The sequence below is a fragment of the Mesorhizobium sp. B2-6-4 genome, assembly GCF_006441495.1.
Lineage (GTDB): Bacteria > Pseudomonadota > Alphaproteobacteria > Rhizobiales > Rhizobiaceae > Mesorhizobium.
Genome location: NZ_VFUE01000003.1, coordinates 111,059 through 126,271, shown reverse-complemented (window position 1 = coordinate 126,271; position 15,213 = coordinate 111,059). Strand labels below are relative to the sequence as shown.

Genomic DNA, 15,213 nt, shown 5'->3' with positions numbered 1-15,213 from the left:
ACTTTTGCGAAAACGCGCCGCGGGTTTGCGGCGGCGCGCAGCACGGCCAAAGGCCACGCATGCCGAAGCGCTGCCGCTTCGGCATCGCCAAGACGTCAGAGCTGAGGGTCGATGATGGCCGACATTTCCTCAATCGACATCGCCCCTTTGTAGGTCTTTCCGTTGATGAAGAAGGTCGGCGTCGAGTCGACCTTGAATTCGTCGGCGCCGCGTTTCTGGACCGCCCTCACATCGTCCAGAAGTTTCTGGTCCGTCAAGCAGGCTTCGAAGGACTCCTGTGTAAAACCGGCGAGCTTGGAGATTTGCAGCAGCGCATCCTTGGTGTTGGACACGCCCACCCAGTTCGCCTGCTGCTTGAACAGGACATCCACCATCGGGAAGTAGTTGTCCTTGGCGCAGCGCGCCAGCATGAAACCGGCCTCGGCGCTCGGATCGAACGGGAATTCGCGCAGAATATAGCGCGCCTTGCCGGTATCGATGTATTTCTTCTTCAATTCCGGAAAGGTGGTTTCGGCAAAATGCGCGCAATGCGGGCAGGTCATCGAGGCGTATTCGACGATCGTGACCTTGGCGTCGTCCTTGCCGAGTTGCTTGTCGGGCAATGCGCCGGGCTTAAGCAGTTCGGCCATGTCGACGGTGCCTTGAGCCTCCGGCGCCTTGACGGCGGCCGGCGTGGCCGATGTCGCGGGTGCGGCGGGAGCGGCAGGCTTCACATCGGCCGCCTTGGCTTCCTCACCAGAGTCGCTGCATGCCGCAAGCACGGCCACCACCGGAATGGCGGCCAGCGAAGACAGCAGGTTTCTGCGGGACAAGCTTTTGCCGAACGGAGGACGGTTCATACGAATCACCTGACAGGGGTTGGATTTTGCAACGCAAAGGCACGAAAAGGCGAGAGTTGGCGCGAATTAAGGCATCGCCGTCCCCAATCCAATCGTGAAACTTGAAGCTTATAATCACGAAATCGCGAGATTGGCGACGGTGCTATGACTTTCTTTGTCCCAGAATAGTGGCGCCGAGCCGCTCCAGAGAGGCACGCAGGCCATCGTCTTCTATCTTGCCGACGATGTGCGACAGTCTTGATTTTTCCGCCTCATTGAGAGGCCTGACGGGTGGTTTCGGCCGCGCCTTTTCACTTAGAACCGGCTTCTGCACTATCCTGATGCGGCCGATGGCCGTGAAGCCGAGAAATGCATTGACGCGATTGATGATCTCGCCGGCCTCATGCTGCAGATGGAGCGCCGCCATGCCCTCGCAGGCGATCACCAGCACGGCCGGCTCGAACGGGTCGTCTTCGTGCAGCCGCCGAGGCCACTGGATCTTTTCAGGGCGCGAATGGCCGGCCAGGCGCGAACCGGCAATCTCTTCCCACGACTGGACCAGGCTGACCGAAATGCCCGCCCGCTTGCGCAGCACCGGGTCGAGGATCGCGGTGGCGAGATCGCTCACCGGAACGGGATTGCCGAAGGGCTTTTTCCCTGCCATGTGCGTTCTCCAGCCACCCACCTCCACTCTTCCCGGCCGAGGCCGACACGAGATCAATGGCACCGCACGAGCAGACCCGCAAGGCCATATCAGAGGACAGCAGCAGCAAAGCTGCGTCTAGTGACAGCAGCAGAGCTGCGTCCGGGGACAGCAGCAAAGCTGGCGGTACCGCATCCCGCCTGCTCGCATGGTACGACGTGCATCATCGCGAGTTGCCGTGGCGCGTGACCCCGCGCGACCATGCCCGTGGCGTGCGGCCCGATCCTTACCGGATCTGGCTGTCGGAGGTCATGCTGCAGCAGACCACGGTTGAAGCCGTGAAGGCCTATTTTCGCGCCTTTGTCGAGAAATGGCCTGATGTCGCGGCGCTGGCGGCGGCGCCCGTCGAGGACGTGATGAAAGCCTGGGCAGGGCTCGGCTACTATTCCCGTGCCCGCAACCTCAAGGCCTGTGCCGATCTGGTGGCCGGGCGCGACGGCCGGTTTCCGGATACGGAAGCCGGCTTGAAGGAATTGCCGGGCATCGGCGCCTATACTTCGGCGGCGATCGCGGCGATCGCTTTCGACCGGCCGGCTGCCGTCGTCGATGGCAATGTCGAACGTGTCGTGACCCGCCTGTTCTCCATTGCCACGCCGCTCAGCGAAGCCAAGGCCGACATTCGCGCCCGTGTCGAGCGCATGGTTCCCACGACGAGGCCCGGCGATTTCGCTCAGGCGATGATGGACCTCGGCGCCACGATCTGTACCCCGCGCCGGCCGCGCTGCATGCTTTGCCCGCTGCGCGAGGGCTGCAGCGCGGTCGTTTCAGGCGATCCTGAACAATATCCCGTGCGCCTGCCCAAGGCCGACAAACCGCTGCGGCGCGGCGCAGCCTTCGTCGCCGTGCGAAGCGACGGTGCCATTCTTCTGCGCAAACGCGCCGACAAAGGGCTGCTCGGCGGCATGACCGAGGTGCCGACGACCGGCTGGACGGCGCGGCTGGACGGCGCGACCACAGCGGCGGCCGCACCCTTTCCCGGCGACTGGCGACAAGCCGGCCGGATCGCGCATGTCTTCACCCATTTTGCGCTCGAGCTCGAAATCTTCCTCGCCCGAAGCACCGGCGAGACGCCCGCCGGGCATTTCTGGTCGCTGCCGTCGGACATTTCGGGTGAAGCGCTGCCCACTGTCATGAAAAAGGCAATCGAGGCTGCGATACCCGGCGCGACGAAAAAAGCCGTCACCGAACAGTGCAGAGAGGCCCCATGACTGAAATCCGCCACATCGTGTTCGACATCGGCAAAGTGCTGATCCACTACGACCCGAACATCCCGTTCAGCCGGCTTATTCCCGATGCCGAGGAGAGAAAGTGGTTCTTCGACAATGTCTGCACGCATGACTGGAACATCGAGCAGGACCGCGGCCGGACATGGGAAGAGGCGGAAACGCTGCTGATCGCGGACCACCCGGATCACGCGGAAAACATCCGCAATTTTCGCCGCCACTGGCACGACATGGTGCCGCATGCCTATGACGACAGCGTCGCCATCATGGTCGGTCTGATCGACAGCGGCCACGATGTCACCATGCTGACCAACTTCGCCGCCGATACGCTGGCCGAAGCGCGCAAACGCTTCGATTTTCTCAATCGTCCGCGCGGTGTCACCATTTCGGGTGAGATCGGCAAGATCAAGCCGGATCGCGACATCTACGACCATCACGTCGCCGCGTTCGAGCTCGAACCGTCCGCGACGCTGTTCATCGACGACAGCCAGAAGAATGTCGACGGCGCCAAAGCGGCCGGCTGGCAGGCAGTGCTGTTCACCGATGCCAAGACACTTCAAGCAGACCTTGAGCGGCTCGGAATCAAGGCGTGATTTGAATCGCTTCCAGTACTTCGTTGAGACTTTGAACCAACGCCAAGGCCGCGGCAATCGGCAGGGTCAGCCCCCTGCCCTTTCCATGCCGAGACGCGCGATGCGACGCAGTTCGTCGATCGGGGTCAGGCCGCCGCTGCGCTCATAGTGCCAGAAGGTCCAGCCGTTGCAGGCATCCAGGCCCTGAACTTCGGCGCCGATCTTGTGGATCGATCCGGCACTGTCGCCGATCGCCACCGTGCCATCGGCGCGAACCTTGGCCGCCCAGCGCTTCTTGGCGTCGTAGAGCGTAGCACCGGGCGTCACCAGCCCGGTGTCGATCAGGCTGACGAAGGCGACGCGAGGCTCGGCGCGCTTGCCAGTGAGCAGGGTCAGGTCCGCGCCGTCGAGCGGCCGCACCGCGTCGATGCGTTCATTGGCGGCGTCGATATAGGCCTGCTCGCGCTCTATGCCGACAAAATGCCTGCCAAGGCGCTTGGCCACCGCGCCTGTCGTGCCCGAGCCGAAGAAGGGATCGAGCACGACGTCGCCGGGCTTGGTCGAGGCCATCATGACGCGGGCGAGCAGCGCCTCCGGCTTCTGCGTCGGGTGCAGTTTATCGCCATTGTCGTTCTTCAGCCGCTCGCCACCGGTGCAGATCGGGAACAGCCAGTCGGAACGCATCTGTATGTCGTCGTTCGACGCCTTCAACGCTTCGTAGTTGAAGGTATAGCCCTTGCCCTTCTGGTCGCGGGAGGCCCAGATCATCGTCTCATGCGCGTTCTGGAAGCGGCGACCGCGAAAATTCGGCATCGGATTGGTCTTGCGCCAGACGACGTCGTTGAGGATCCAGAAGCCGAGATCCTGCATCTTGGCGCCGACCCGGAAGATGTTGTGATAGGAGCCGATGACCCAGATGGTGCCGTTGGGCTTCAACACCCGGCGCGCGGCCAGCAGCCAGGCGCGCGTGAAGGCATCGTAGGCCTCGAAGCTCTCGAACCGGTCCCAGTCGTCGTCCACCGCATCGACCTTGGATTGGTCGGGCCGGTGCAGGTCGCCGTCGAGCTGCAGATTGTAGGGTGGATCGGCGAAGATGACGTCGATGCATTTTTCGGGCAGCCGGTCGAGCGCCGCGACGCAGTCGCCCTTCAGGATCGTGTCCAGCCATTCGGATTGCTGGGGAGCATGGGAAAGCTCGTCGACAAGACGCACGGCTGACATTTTTACACCCAAGGCACGCGTTACTGTTTACTCCCGGTTATGGTTACCGATCAGCGTAAATATTCGGTGAAGGGCAGCGATCGGACGCCGCCGGTTTGCGCCGACGTGCCCGTTGGTGTATGCCGCGCCGCCTGAAGCCTGCCCGTTCTCATTGCCCGGATCACCATGCCCCAGCCAGACCTTGTCATCTTCGATTGCGACGGCGTGCTCGTCGATTCCGAAATCATCGCCGCGCGCGTCGAGGCCGAGCTCCTGACCTTGTCAGGATACGAAATCTCGGCCGAGGAGATTGCCGAGACTTATGCGGGGCTGACGTTCAAGGACATTCTGATGCGGGTTGAGGAGAAGTCCAACATCCCATTCCAGGTTTCGCTGATCGATCGCGCCGAAGAGCTGGTCGACCGGAAACTGCGCAGCGACGTTCGTGCCATCGAGGGCGTGCGCGAAGCGGTCGCCTCGGTGACGGCGCAACGTTGCATCTGCTCCAACTCACGCTCGGAGCGGATAGAATTCATGCTGGAGAAGGTGCATCTGCTGCCATTCTTTGCCGGGCGCATCTTCTCCGCGATGGAGACGCCGACCGGAAAAACCAAACCGGCTCCGGACGTGTTCCTGTTCGCCGCCGAAAAGCTCGGCGCCCATCCGGCAAACACTTTCGTCATCGAGGATTCCGTGCACGGCGTGACCGGCGCAAGGTCGGCAGGAATGCGTGTCATCGGGTTCACGGGCGCCGCCCATAGCTATCCCGGCCATGCCGATGCGCTGACGGAGGCGGGCGCCGAGACGGTGATCCGCCGCTGGGCGGATCTGAGCGGCACGCTGGTCGCCCTATCAGAATGGTCGGCGGACGTGTGAGCGTCCGCTAGGCCCCGACGAGCACCCCTGCGGATTTAGTTGGTCGCGGCGGCTTTCTTCCTGTTTTTCTTCGATTTGTCGGTCGCGGCCTTCGGCGCATTTTCATCATAGCCGGCATAGGCCTGATAATCCTGCGCCGTCGGCGCCGGCACGACGATGTTGGAATCGGTGAACACGAACTGCGTGGCGACCGAGGGGTCGGTAACCTGGACCTGATATTGGTGGATCTGCGAATAAAGCACCTCGGTGCCATGCATCACCGCGGTGCGGATCGGCATGGTGATGGTGCCGGGCGTGAATTTCGGCCCCGGCACGATCTTGCCGGCGACGGCGATCTTCATCGTCAGCTGTCCGTCGGCGCGGCTGCAATCGCGGGTCACGTCGCTGATCGAGGCCTGATAAATGACCCTCGCCGAATCGTCCGGCGGAGTAGCAGCGGCAGCATCGGCCGCAGCCTGGGCCGCGGCATCCTGCGCGGCGTCGCCGGTCTTCTTGAGCTTGGGCCTGGGCTTCCGGGCTTCGTTGGCGTAGGTGTTGAAGAATGCCGTGCCGTCGCGAAGCATCACCCTCGGGCAATAGGCATTCAACTGGCTGGCCAGAATCTTGGGGTCCTGCGGCGGCGGTGGCGCAGTCGGGTCCTTCTTGCCAAAACCCAGGTTCAGCATACCGTTGTCGCCTGATTGGCAGCCGGCGGCGGCAAGCATAAAGCCGGTGAGCGCAAGACCCGCGAAAAAGCGACCGCTGAATGTATGAAACGCCATGAAACTGCACTTCCCTCTCGCAAAGCTGGTGACGTATATCAACCGCGCGGCAAAAATGCGACTGAGCCAGCGTAGAAATTAACCACCTTGCGTGGGTCGAAAACCCAAGGCAGTAACGGAATTGTGACGATGCAATATGTGAGTACCCGCGGCGAGGCGCCCGCGCTTGGGTTTTGCGATGCCGTCCTGACAGGCCTGGCACGCGACGGCGGGCTCTATGTGCCGCGCCAGTGGCCGCAATTCTCGATGGCCGAGATCCGCGCCATGCGCGGCCTGGCCTATCCCGAACTGGCCATCCGGGTGCTGTCGCCGTTTCTTGGCGACGAAATCCCGGCCCCCGTGTTCGAGCGTCTGGTGCGGGAGGCCTATGCCACCTTCCGCCACGAGGCTGTCTGCCCGCTGGTCCAGACCGGCCCCAACGCTTTTATCCTCGAACTCTTCCATGGACCTACGCTCGCCTTCAAGGACGTCGCGATGCAGTTGCTCGCCCGGCTGATGGACCATGTGCTCGCCGAACGCAACCAGCATGCCACCATCGTCGGAGCCACATCGGGCGACACCGGCGGAGCAGCGATAGACGCCTTCGCCGGGCGCAGCCGCACCGACATCTTCATTCTCTTCCCGCATGGCCGCGTGTCGCCGGTGCAGCAACGGCAGATGACGACATCGAAGGCTGAGAACGTGCATGCCCTGGCGATCGAAGGCAATTTCGACGATTGCCAGGGCATGCTCAAGGACATGTTCAACGATCACGGCTTTCGCGACCGTGTCTCGCTGTCGGGGGTGAATTCAATTAACTGGGCCCGCATCATGGCCCAGATCGTCTATTATTTCTCCTCGGCCCTGTCGCTCGGCGCGCCCGATCGCCCCGTCTCCTTCACCGCGCCCACAGGGAATTTCGGCGATATCTTTGCCGGCTACGCCGCCAAAAAAATGGGCCTGCCGATCGATCGGCTGGTCATCGCCACCAACGACAACGACATACTGGCACGCACTTTCGCGACCGGCGAATACCGCACCAAGGGCGTGTTCGCGACCACCTCGCCTTCCATGGACATTCAGGTGTCGTCGAATTTCGAGCGCCTGCTGTTCGAGGCGTCGGGCCGCGACCCGGCGACCGTGCGGCGCTACATGGCCGGGCTCAAACAATCCGGCGCCTTCACCATAGAAGCCACGGAGATCGCGGGGATGCGAGCCGAATTCGATGCCGGCCGCGCAGATATGGACGAGGTCGCCGCGACGATCCGCTCGACGCTCGCGGCCAGCAACTACCTGCTTGATCCGCATACCGCGGCAGCCGTGCATGTCGCGGCCGGCAAGGCTTCGAATGCCGTGCCGATGGTGGTGCTGGGCACTGCGCACCCAGCAAAATTCCCGGCCGCCGTCGAGGCCGCCAGCGGCGTGTCACCCGCGCTGCCCGCATGGCTAGGTGGGTTGATGACATCGGAGGAAAAATACACGGTACTTCCATCCGACCTGAAAATGGTGGAAGATTACGTCAGCCGCCGTGCGCGAGCGGCGCGTTAAGGAGTACGAACCATATGGGTGTTGAGGTAAGCCGTCTGTCGAACGGCCTGACAGTCGCCACCGAAACCCTTCCAAGCATCGAATCGGTTGCCCTGGGTGCCTGGGTCAAGTCGGGTGCCCGCAATGAACGTGACGAAGAGCATGGCATGGCCCATCTGCTCGAGCACATGGCGTTCAAGGGCACAAAGCGGCGAACAGCCTTCGAGATCGCCTCGGAAATCGAGGACGTCGGCGGCGAGATCAACGCCGCCACCAGCGTCGAGACCACATCCTACTATGCCAGGGTGCTCTCCGACGACGTGCCGCTGGCCGTCGACATTCTTGCCGACATCCTGCAGGAATCGGAATTCGATCCGCAGGAGCTCGAACGCGAGCAGCACGTGATCCTGCAGGAAATCGGCGCCGCGCACGACACGCCCGATGACATCGTGTTCGACCGGTTCACCGAGACCGCCTTTCGCCACCAGACCATCGGCCGCTCGATTCTGGGCACGCCGGAAACCGTCAAATCCTTCACGTCGAAGCAATTGCACGATTTCATCGAGCGCCAATACGGCGCCGAGCGCATGGTGATCGTGGCTGCCGGCGACATCAAGCACGACAATTTCGTGCGCGAAGTGGAAAAGCAGCTCGGCGGCTTCCGCACCAAGGCCGACAACACCATCCCGCAATATGCGCAATATGTCGGCGGCGATTTCCGCGAGGACCGCGACCTGATGGACGCGCAGATCGTGCTGGGCTTCGAAGGCCGCGCCTACCATGTGCGCGATTTCTACGCCTCGCAGGTGCTGTCGATGATCCTCGGCGGCGGCATGTCGTCCAGGCTGTTCCAGGAAGTCCGCGAAAAGCGTGGCCTGTGCTATTCGGTCTATGCCTTCCACTGGGGCTTTTCCGACACCGGCATATTCGGCGTCCATGCCGCGACCGGGCAGAGCGACATCGCCGAACTGGTGCCCGTCATCATCGAGGAATTGCAGAAGGCCGGCGAGAACATCCTGCAGGAAGAACTCGACCGGGCGCGCGCGCAATACCGCGCAGGTCTGATCATGTCGGCGGAAAGCCCGGCCAGCCGCGCCTCGCAGATCGCGAGACAGCTGCTCTTGTTCGGCCGGCCGATCGCCAAGGAGGAACTGATGGAGCGGCTCTCGGCGCTGACGGTCGATCGTTTGACCGACCTGTCGTCACGGCTGTTCTCGACCAAACCGACGCTTACCGCTGTAGGGCCCGTGGGTACGCTGGCGCCATACGAAGCGATCCTCGATTCGCTTCCGGGCACGCCCACCACGGCCCGCAAGCTCGCCGTCTAAGCCCGCACAAGCGCCGTGTTCGCGCTCCCTTTCTTTCGCCGCGACCTGCCGGCACTGAAGGGCGACCGCGTGACGCTGCGCGTGCCGTTCACCAATGACTACCGGGAGTGGTCGACTGTGCGCGGCGAGAGCCGGGCATTCCTCGAACCATGGGAGCCGCGCTGGGCGCCGGACGAGCTTGACCGGGCGGCATGGCGACTGCGCATCAGCCGCTACCGCGAGGACTATGCGCAGGGAACCGCGATCGCCTTCTTCATATTCGAGAAGTCGAGCGGCAGGTTGGCTGGCGGAATTACGCTCGGCAACATACGCCACGGGGTCTCGCAGAGCGGGCATGTCGGCTACTGGATCGGCGAGCGCTTCGGTGGCCGTGGCCTGATGACCGACGCCGTCAAGGTCGTGACCCGCTTCGCCTTCGATACGCTGAGGTTGCACCGGATCGAAGCGGCCTGTATTCCCGACAATATCAGGTCGATCCGTGTGCTTGAAAAAGCCGGATTCCGGCGCGAAGGACTTCTGCGATCCTACCTCAGGATCAATGGCATCTGGCAGGACCACTACCTCTACGCCCGGATCGCGGACGATCCGCCAGGCGCTGGAACGAAGGACTGATTTTTGACGAAATTCCTGCGCAACGGGCCGCTGTTCGCCTTTGTCCTCGCGACGATCCTGACGCTGTGCGCGGCGTCCTCGGCCTTTGCCGTCGAACCGATCAAGATCGCTCGCGACGATGTCGCGCTTGATCTGTCCGGCGCTGTGGAGATCTACCGGAACCAGGGCGAAAACTTCCAGGTTTCAACAGCGCCCGGACCCGACGGCATCGTGCGACGCATCGAGGTCGAGGCCAATGACGCCCGTTCCACCGGCGACTGGGCCGTGTTCGCGCTTGCCAACACCACCGACCAGCAGCTCGACCGCCTGATCGTGGCGCCGCATTTCCGACTGGTCAATTCCGGCATCTTCTGGCCGGATCTGGGCTCGACCCGTATCGCCGCCATCACGCCCAGCGAAGGCTTCGCGCTCGATCGCCAGAGCAGCCCCGACGCCGACGTCTTCCGGGTGACGCTGAACCCGGGAACGGTGATCACCTTCATCGCCGAACTCGCCTCGCCCAAGCTGCCGCAGGTCTATCTCTGGGACCCGGAATCCTACAAGGACTCAGTCAATTCCTACACGCTGTTCCGCGGCATCGTCATCGGCATCGCCGGGCTTCTCGCGCTGTTCCTGACCATCCTGTTCGTGGTCAAGGGAACCTCCATGTTCCCTGCGACCGCAGCACTCGCCTGGGCCGTGCTTGCCTATATCTGCGTCGATTTCGGCTTCCTCAACAAGATCATCGAGATATCGCCCGGCAACGAGCAGATGTGGCGGGCGGGAACGGAGGTGGCCCTGGCGGCGACCTTCGTGGTGTTCCTGTTCGCCTATCTCAACCTCAACCGATGGCACGGCCATTTCAGCTATGGGGCGCTGGTCTGGATCCTCGGGCTGCTCTTGATCGCCGGCGTCGCCATCGTCGACCCGGCGGTCGCCGCGGGCATCGCCAGGCTGTCCTTCGCCGCCACCGCGCTGACCGGGCTCGGCCTGATCATCTTCCTCGGCATACGCGGCTATGACCGTGCCATCATGCTTGTGCCCAGTTGGGTGATGGTGCTGTTGTGGCTATGCGGATCGTGGATGGCGATAACCGGCATGCTCGACAACGACATCGCCCAGCCGGCGCTTGGCGGCGGTCTGATCCTCATCATCCTGCTGATCGGCTTCACCGTCATGCAGCATGCCTTCGCCGGAGGCGCGCTGCACCAGGGCCTGTTCTCCGACCTCGAGCGGCAGGCGCTGGCGGTGGCCGGCTCGGGCGACACGGTGTGGGACTGGGACGTGCTGCGCGACCGCGTCGTCACCAAGCCCGACGTCAGCATCCAGCTCGGCCTCGCCCCCAACAGCCTGGGGGGTGCCGCCCGCAACTGGCTGCCGGTGCTGCATGTCGATGACCGCGACACGTTCCGCACCACGCTCGACGTGGTGCTCGAGCACCGTCGCGGCAAGGTGGCGCAGAACTTCCGGTTGCGCGGCGCCGACGGCCACTATCACTGGTTTGCGCTGCGCGCGCGCCCGGTTATCGGATCGGACGGTGAGGTCATCCGCTGTGTCGGCACCATGGTTGACGTCACCGAGCAGAAAAAATCCGAGGAGAGGCTGCTGCACGACGCGGTGCACGACAACCTCACCGGCCTGCCCAATCGCGAATTGTTCATGAACCGGCTCGAGGCGATCATCTCGATCGCACGGACCGAAGAGAAGGTGCGCCCGACCGTCTTCGTCATCGACATCGACCGCTTCAAGCAGGTCAATGACGGGCTCGGCATCTCGGCCGGCGACACCATCCTGCTCACCATCGCGCGACGCCTGCACCGGCTCTTGAAGCCGAAGGACTCGCTGTCACGCTTCGCCGGCGACCAGTTCGCCTTGATGCTGCTTTCCGAGCAGGACCCGGCCCGCATCGCGGCGGTGGCGGACGCCATCAAGCATGCCATCAACGCCCCGATCACCTTTGCCAAGCGCGAGATCGTGCTGACCGCCTCGATCGGGCTGATCACCTGGACCTCGGCGCAGACCTCGGCCGAGGACATGGTCAAGGACGCCGAGCTTGCCATGCATCAGGCCAAACGCTTCGGCGGCGACAGGATCGAACCGTTCCGCCCGGCCTTCCGCACCGTCGGCACCGATCGGCTGCAGTTCGAATCCGACCTGCGCCGTGCCATCGAACGGCGCGAATTCACGCTTGCCTACCAGCCGATCGTTCGGCTGGAAGACGGCAGCGTCGCCGGCTTCGAGGCATTGCTGCGCTGGGACCATCCGCGCCGCGGCATGATCCCGCCGGCGGATTTCATTCCGGTCGCCGAAAGCTGCGGGCTGATCGTACAGCTTGGGCTGTTCGCCATGCAGCAAGCCGCCGAGGATCTGGCGGCATGGCAAAAGCAGATCGGCGACGCGCCGCTGTCGGTTTCGGTCAACCTTTCCAGCCGCCAGCTCATCCGCCGCGACCTGGTCAGCGACGTCCGCTCCGTGATTGCGCGAGCCAATCTGAAGCCGCGCTGCTTCCGGCTCGAGCTCACGGAATCGCTGGTTATGGACAATCCCGAGCAGACTGCCCATGTGCTGACCAAGCTGAAGCAGCTCGGCATCGGCCTGTCGCTGGACGATTTCGGTACCGGCTATTCTTCGCTGGCCTACCTGACGCGCTTTCCCTTCGACACGATCAAGATCGACAAGAGTTTCGTGGACGACAGCACGCCCAAACGCGCCGTGCTGCTCAAATCCATGGTCAGCATGGCGCATGAGCTCGGCCTGTCGGTGGTCGCCGAAGGCATTTCGGACGAGCGCGACGCGCTGGAGCTGCGCCAGATGGGCTGCGAATATGTGCAGAGCTTCATGTTCGGCGCCCCGATGCCCGGGGATCAGGTGCTGAAGACGCTGAAGGAACAGTATCCGCTGACGCAGGCGTAGTTGGCTTTCACGCCGCTGGAGCTCAGGCGTGGCCGGCCGCTACACTCAAATGCGCGAGGTCGATGCCGATCGAGGCGAGAATCCGGTCGTATTTGCGCTCGATGTCGGTATCGAACAGAAGCTCCGGAGTGGCCGGACAAGTCAGCCAGCCGTTTTCGGCTATCTCGGTTTCCAACTGGCCGGCGCCCCAACCCGAATAGCCCAGCGCCATCAGCGCGTGACGGGGTCCCCGGCCCGACGATATGGCGCGCAATATGTCGACGGTCGCGGTCAGGCAGACATCGTCGGAAACGGTCAACGAAGACTCCACCCGGTAATCGCCCGTATGCAGCACGAAGCCGCGGCTTCGGTCGACGGGCCCGCCATTGCGAACGACGAAATCACGGGTACGGGCGGGCAACCGGATCGCCTCGTGCTCGTTCATGATGCCAAGTTGCACCAAAAGGTCCGGAAAGAGCATCTGCTGCGTCTGGTTGATGATCAGGCCCATCGCGCCCTCATCGCTGTGGGCGCAGATATAGATGACCGAGCGCGTGAAACGGTCGTCCTTCATGCCAGGCATGGCAATGAGGAACTGATCGTCGAGAAAGCCGCTGCCGGCGGCCGTCTTCTTGTGGCGCAACAAGTCCATGATCAGAGGGTAACGCGTTTCCCGGGCGCCGAAAAGATGTACCGCGCCGGTTTTCGACCAAGCCCGTGCCGCAGGCCGATCATTACCTGCGGCAAAGGTCACGCAAATATGATACCGGCAAGCCCATGAAATCATTGCACGGCCATGAACGGACGATCAAATCATCACATGCAAAGCTTGAAAATCCTGTTGCTCGGCGCCGTTATCGGATCGGCAATCACACTCCCAGCCGCCGCCTCTTCGTCCGCCTGGTACAACAGCGAAGGCGGCAAGGTACGGCTGGTGACGAGCGGCAAGCCCGACGATGCCGGCCGCATCCGAGGCGTTCTCGACATAGCGCTCAAGCCTGGCTGGAAGACTTATTGGCGCGACCCGGGCGACGCGGGCGTGCCGCCGCAACTCGATATCTCGGCCAGCACCAACATTTCCGATGCCAGCCTTTCCTTCCCGGCGCCGAAGCGTCATGACGACGGCTACGGCAAATGGGCGGGCTACGACTATCCGGTCTCGCTGCCGGTGACGTTCACGCTGTCGGCCGCGAAGGATCCGTCCGTCATCGACGCCGACATTTTCCTCGGCATTTGCGAGACGATATGCATCCCTGTGCAGACGCGGCTGACCGTCGACCCCGGCTCCGACCCGGACAATGCCGAGGACGCGGAACTGGTCAAGGCGAGCTTCGCCGCCTTGCCCGCGCCGGCAAGATCCGACTTCGGCATCAACGTGCTGCCGGGCGACCATGAAACGCTGGTTGTGGAGGCGAGCTTTCCCGGCGATCCGGAAGCGGCTGACTTCTTCGTTGCAGGAGACCGCGATTACATGTTCGGTTCGCCGGCCCGCAGCCAGAAGAACGGCAAGCTGGTCTTCACTGTGCCGATCCTCGACCGGCCATCGACGACCCCCACGGATGGCGGACTTCACTATACACTGACGAGTTCGGCAGGCGCGGTCGAAGGGCTCTTGCCTTTCCCTTGATCCAGCCCTCCGCGATGGTTGCGGGAAACCGCATAGTTCGCTACCCAAGGCTACGTCCTTCCCCATTCTCCCAAGCGAGGAACTCATGACAATTTCCGCTGGCGACAGACTGCCCGATACGACGTTCAAGACGATGACTGCCGACGGTCCCAAGCCGATCACGACGGCCGAGATTTTTGCGGGAAAGAAGGTCGTGCTGTTTGCTGTGCCTGGCGCCTTCACGCCGACCTGCAGCAACAATCATTTGCCGGGCTACCTGGAGAACCGCGACGCCATCCTGGCGCGCGGTGTCGATACGGTAGCCGTGGTTTCGGTCAACGACGTCCATGTCATGGGCGCCTGGGCACGCTTCACCGGCGGTGAAGGCAAGATCCTGTTCCTCGCCGACGGCAATGGCGACTTCGCCAAGGCGATCGGCCTCGACGCCGACTTCTCCGGCGGAGGCATGGGTCTTCGGTCGAAGCGGTTTTCAATGATCGTCGATGACGGCAAGGTCACCGCCCTCAATGTCGAGACCAAGCCCGGCGTCGATGAATCCGGCGCCGCCAAGATCCTCGAACTGCTCTGACCATGACGTTCGACATCGTCTGGCGTAGCGTGGCGATCGGCATCGGCGCCACGCTGTTGATGGATACCTGGGCCTTTCTTCTCTACAAGATGTTCGGTCAAGCACGGCCGAACTGGGCCCCCGTTGGCCGCTGGGTCTGGCATTTACGGGAAAAAGTGTTTCACGACGATATTGGCGATGCGACGCCCTATGTACACGAATCGGCTTTGGGCTGGGCCTTTCACTATGTTGTCGGCATCGTCTACGGCATCATCCTTGTCGTGGTGGCCGGAGCGGGCTGGCTTGTCGCGCCGATTTTCCTGCCGGCTTTCATCCTTGGCATGGTCACAGTCGGCGCCGGCTGGTTCCTGCTGGCGCCCGGCATGGGCGCGGGCTGGGCAGCGTCGAAGCGGCCCAACCCGATGAAGGTACGGGCGCTGAACCTGGTGTCACACACCGTGTTCGCCCTCGGGCTTTGGGGCACGGCGCTGTTGATCCGCTGAGGATCTGCGGCTGTGCCGGCCTGCCGATCGGCCGCCACCCGTGGACAATTCGGCGCGCGTCGTCCC

The 15,213-nt window shown here is 63.0% G+C and carries 15 protein-coding genes; 10 read left to right on the top strand and 5 right to left on the bottom strand.

The features are described from left to right. Positions 1-95 precede the first annotated feature (95 nt). Together FJ426_RS05285 and FJ426_RS05280 are read right to left on the bottom strand one after the other, a co-directional pair. On the bottom strand, positions 96-839 hold the full coding sequence (locus FJ426_RS05285; protein WP_140494928.1) for a DsbA family protein: 744 nt from the start codon (positions 837-839) through the stop codon (positions 96-98). Between the two features lie 142 nt (positions 840-981). Next, on the bottom strand, positions 982-1,482 hold the full coding sequence (locus tag FJ426_RS05280) for a DUF721 domain-containing protein (protein ID WP_140494930.1): 501 nt from the start codon (positions 1,480-1,482) through the stop codon (positions 982-984). Between the two features lie 56 nt (positions 1,483-1,538). On the opposite strand from FJ426_RS05280, the gene mutY reads away from it, so the two are divergent. Both mutY and FJ426_RS05270 read left to right on the top strand, forming a co-directional pair. Further along, entirely contained in the window at positions 1,539-2,729 is a 1,191-nt protein-coding gene (mutY, locus tag FJ426_RS05275) for an A/G-specific adenine glycosylase (protein WP_140559387.1), read from the top strand. After that, the gene (locus FJ426_RS05270; RefSeq protein ID WP_140494934.1) at positions 2,726-3,337 is read left to right on the top strand and encodes an HAD family phosphatase; all 612 of its coding nucleotides are present in this window, start codon (positions 2,726-2,728) and stop codon (positions 3,335-3,337) included. The genes mutY and FJ426_RS05270 overlap by 4 nt, the downstream gene beginning before the upstream one ends. A 66-nt stretch (positions 3,338-3,403) precedes the next feature. Here FJ426_RS05270 and FJ426_RS05265 read toward each other — a convergent pair whose 3' ends face one another. Then, entirely contained in the window at positions 3,404-4,537 is a 1,134-nt protein-coding gene (locus FJ426_RS05265) for a site-specific DNA-methyltransferase (RefSeq protein WP_140494936.1), read from the bottom strand. 165 nt (positions 4,538-4,702) lie between these two features. On the opposite strand from FJ426_RS05265, the gene FJ426_RS05260 reads away from it, so the two are divergent. Beyond that, positions 4,703-5,392 carry an HAD family hydrolase gene (locus FJ426_RS05260; RefSeq protein WP_140494937.1) on the top strand — a complete coding sequence of 230 codons (690 nt, stop codon included), beginning with the start codon at positions 4,703-4,705 and terminating at the stop codon, positions 5,390-5,392. Positions 5,393-5,427: 35 nt separating this feature from the next. Here FJ426_RS05260 and FJ426_RS05255 read toward each other — a convergent pair whose 3' ends face one another. Continuing rightward, positions 5,428-6,153, bottom strand: coding sequence for a hypothetical protein (locus tag FJ426_RS05255; RefSeq protein ID WP_140494939.1), 726 nt, complete (start codon positions 6,151-6,153; stop codon positions 5,428-5,430). A gap of 129 nt (positions 6,154-6,282) precedes the next feature. Here FJ426_RS05255 and thrC point away from each other — a divergent pair, with 129 nt between their 5' ends. From thrC to FJ426_RS05235, 4 genes are read left to right on the top strand one after another with little or no spacing between them, the layout of a single operon-like run. Continuing rightward, positions 6,283-7,680 (top strand): threonine synthase, encoded by a 1,398-nt coding sequence (gene thrC, locus FJ426_RS05250; protein WP_140559386.1) that lies wholly within the window; start codon positions 6,283-6,285, stop codon positions 7,678-7,680. 14 nt (positions 7,681-7,694) lie between these two features. Next, a complete protein-coding gene (locus FJ426_RS05245; RefSeq protein WP_140494943.1) occupies positions 7,695-8,987 on the top strand; it encodes a pitrilysin family protein in 1,293 nt (430 codons plus the stop codon). 15 nt (positions 8,988-9,002) lie between these two features. After that, positions 9,003-9,599, top strand: coding sequence for a GNAT family protein (locus FJ426_RS05240; protein WP_140494945.1), 597 nt, complete (start codon positions 9,003-9,005; stop codon positions 9,597-9,599). A 3-nt stretch (positions 9,600-9,602) separates the two neighbouring features. Continuing rightward, on the top strand, positions 9,603-12,491 hold the full coding sequence (locus FJ426_RS05235) for an EAL domain-containing protein (RefSeq protein WP_140514838.1): 2,889 nt from the start codon (positions 9,603-9,605) through the stop codon (positions 12,489-12,491). A 22-nt stretch (positions 12,492-12,513) separates the two neighbouring features. On the opposite strand, the gene FJ426_RS05230 is transcribed toward FJ426_RS05235, so the two are convergent. After that, positions 12,514-13,122 carry a YqgE/AlgH family protein gene (locus FJ426_RS05230; protein ID WP_140494949.1) on the bottom strand — a complete coding sequence of 203 codons (609 nt, stop codon included), beginning with the start codon at positions 13,120-13,122 and terminating at the stop codon, positions 12,514-12,516. A 168-nt stretch (positions 13,123-13,290) separates the two neighbouring features. Between FJ426_RS05230 and FJ426_RS05225 the strand changes: the two genes are divergently transcribed. The 3 genes from FJ426_RS05225 (at position 13,291) to FJ426_RS05215 (ending at position 15,147) form a co-directional block, all read left to right on the top strand. Next, positions 13,291-14,097 carry a protein-disulfide reductase DsbD domain-containing protein gene (locus FJ426_RS05225; RefSeq protein ID WP_140559385.1) on the top strand — a complete coding sequence of 269 codons (807 nt, stop codon included), beginning with the start codon at positions 13,291-13,293 and terminating at the stop codon, positions 14,095-14,097. Positions 14,098-14,182: 85 nt separating this feature from the next. After that, positions 14,183-14,665, top strand: a complete 483-nt coding sequence (locus FJ426_RS05220; RefSeq protein ID WP_140514835.1) for a peroxiredoxin — start codon at positions 14,183-14,185, stop codon at positions 14,663-14,665. A 2-nt stretch (positions 14,666-14,667) separates the two neighbouring features. Further along, positions 14,668-15,147, top strand: coding sequence for a DUF2938 domain-containing protein (locus FJ426_RS05215; RefSeq protein WP_140559384.1), 480 nt, complete (start codon positions 14,668-14,670; stop codon positions 15,145-15,147). The last annotated feature ends 66 nt before the right edge of the window (positions 15,148-15,213 follow it).

Bases quoted from the DNA above. Each gene is read 5' to 3' on its own strand.
- FJ426_RS05285 (WP_140494928.1), bottom strand. From the start codon at position 839: ATGAACCGTCCTCCGTTCGGCAAAAGCTTGTCCCGCAGAAACCTGCTG.
- FJ426_RS05280 (WP_140494930.1), bottom strand. From the start codon at position 1,482: ATGGCAGGGAAAAAGCCCTTCGGCAATCCCGTTCCGGTGAGCGATCTC.
- mutY (WP_140559387.1), top strand. From the start codon at position 1,539: ATGGCACCGCACGAGCAGACCCGCAAGGCCATATCAGAGGACAGCAGC.
- FJ426_RS05270 (WP_140494934.1), top strand. From the start codon at position 2,726: ATGACTGAAATCCGCCACATCGTGTTCGACATCGGCAAAGTGCTGATC.
- FJ426_RS05265 (WP_140494936.1), bottom strand. From the start codon at position 4,537: ATGTCAGCCGTGCGTCTTGTCGACGAGCTTTCCCATGCTCCCCAGCAA.
- FJ426_RS05260 (WP_140494937.1), top strand. From the start codon at position 4,703: ATGCCCCAGCCAGACCTTGTCATCTTCGATTGCGACGGCGTGCTCGTC.
- FJ426_RS05255 (WP_140494939.1), bottom strand. From the start codon at position 6,153: ATGGCGTTTCATACATTCAGCGGTCGCTTTTTCGCGGGTCTTGCGCTC.
- thrC (WP_140559386.1), top strand. From the start codon at position 6,283: ATGCAATATGTGAGTACCCGCGGCGAGGCGCCCGCGCTTGGGTTTTGC.
- FJ426_RS05245 (WP_140494943.1), top strand. From the start codon at position 7,695: ATGGGTGTTGAGGTAAGCCGTCTGTCGAACGGCCTGACAGTCGCCACC.
- FJ426_RS05230 (WP_140494949.1), bottom strand. From the start codon at position 13,122: ATGGACTTGTTGCGCCACAAGAAGACGGCCGCCGGCAGCGGCTTTCTC.
- FJ426_RS05225 (WP_140559385.1), top strand. From the start codon at position 13,291: ATGCAAAGCTTGAAAATCCTGTTGCTCGGCGCCGTTATCGGATCGGCA.
- FJ426_RS05220 (WP_140514835.1), top strand. From the start codon at position 14,183: ATGACAATTTCCGCTGGCGACAGACTGCCCGATACGACGTTCAAGACG.
- FJ426_RS05215 (WP_140559384.1), top strand. From the start codon at position 14,668: ATGACGTTCGACATCGTCTGGCGTAGCGTGGCGATCGGCATCGGCGCC.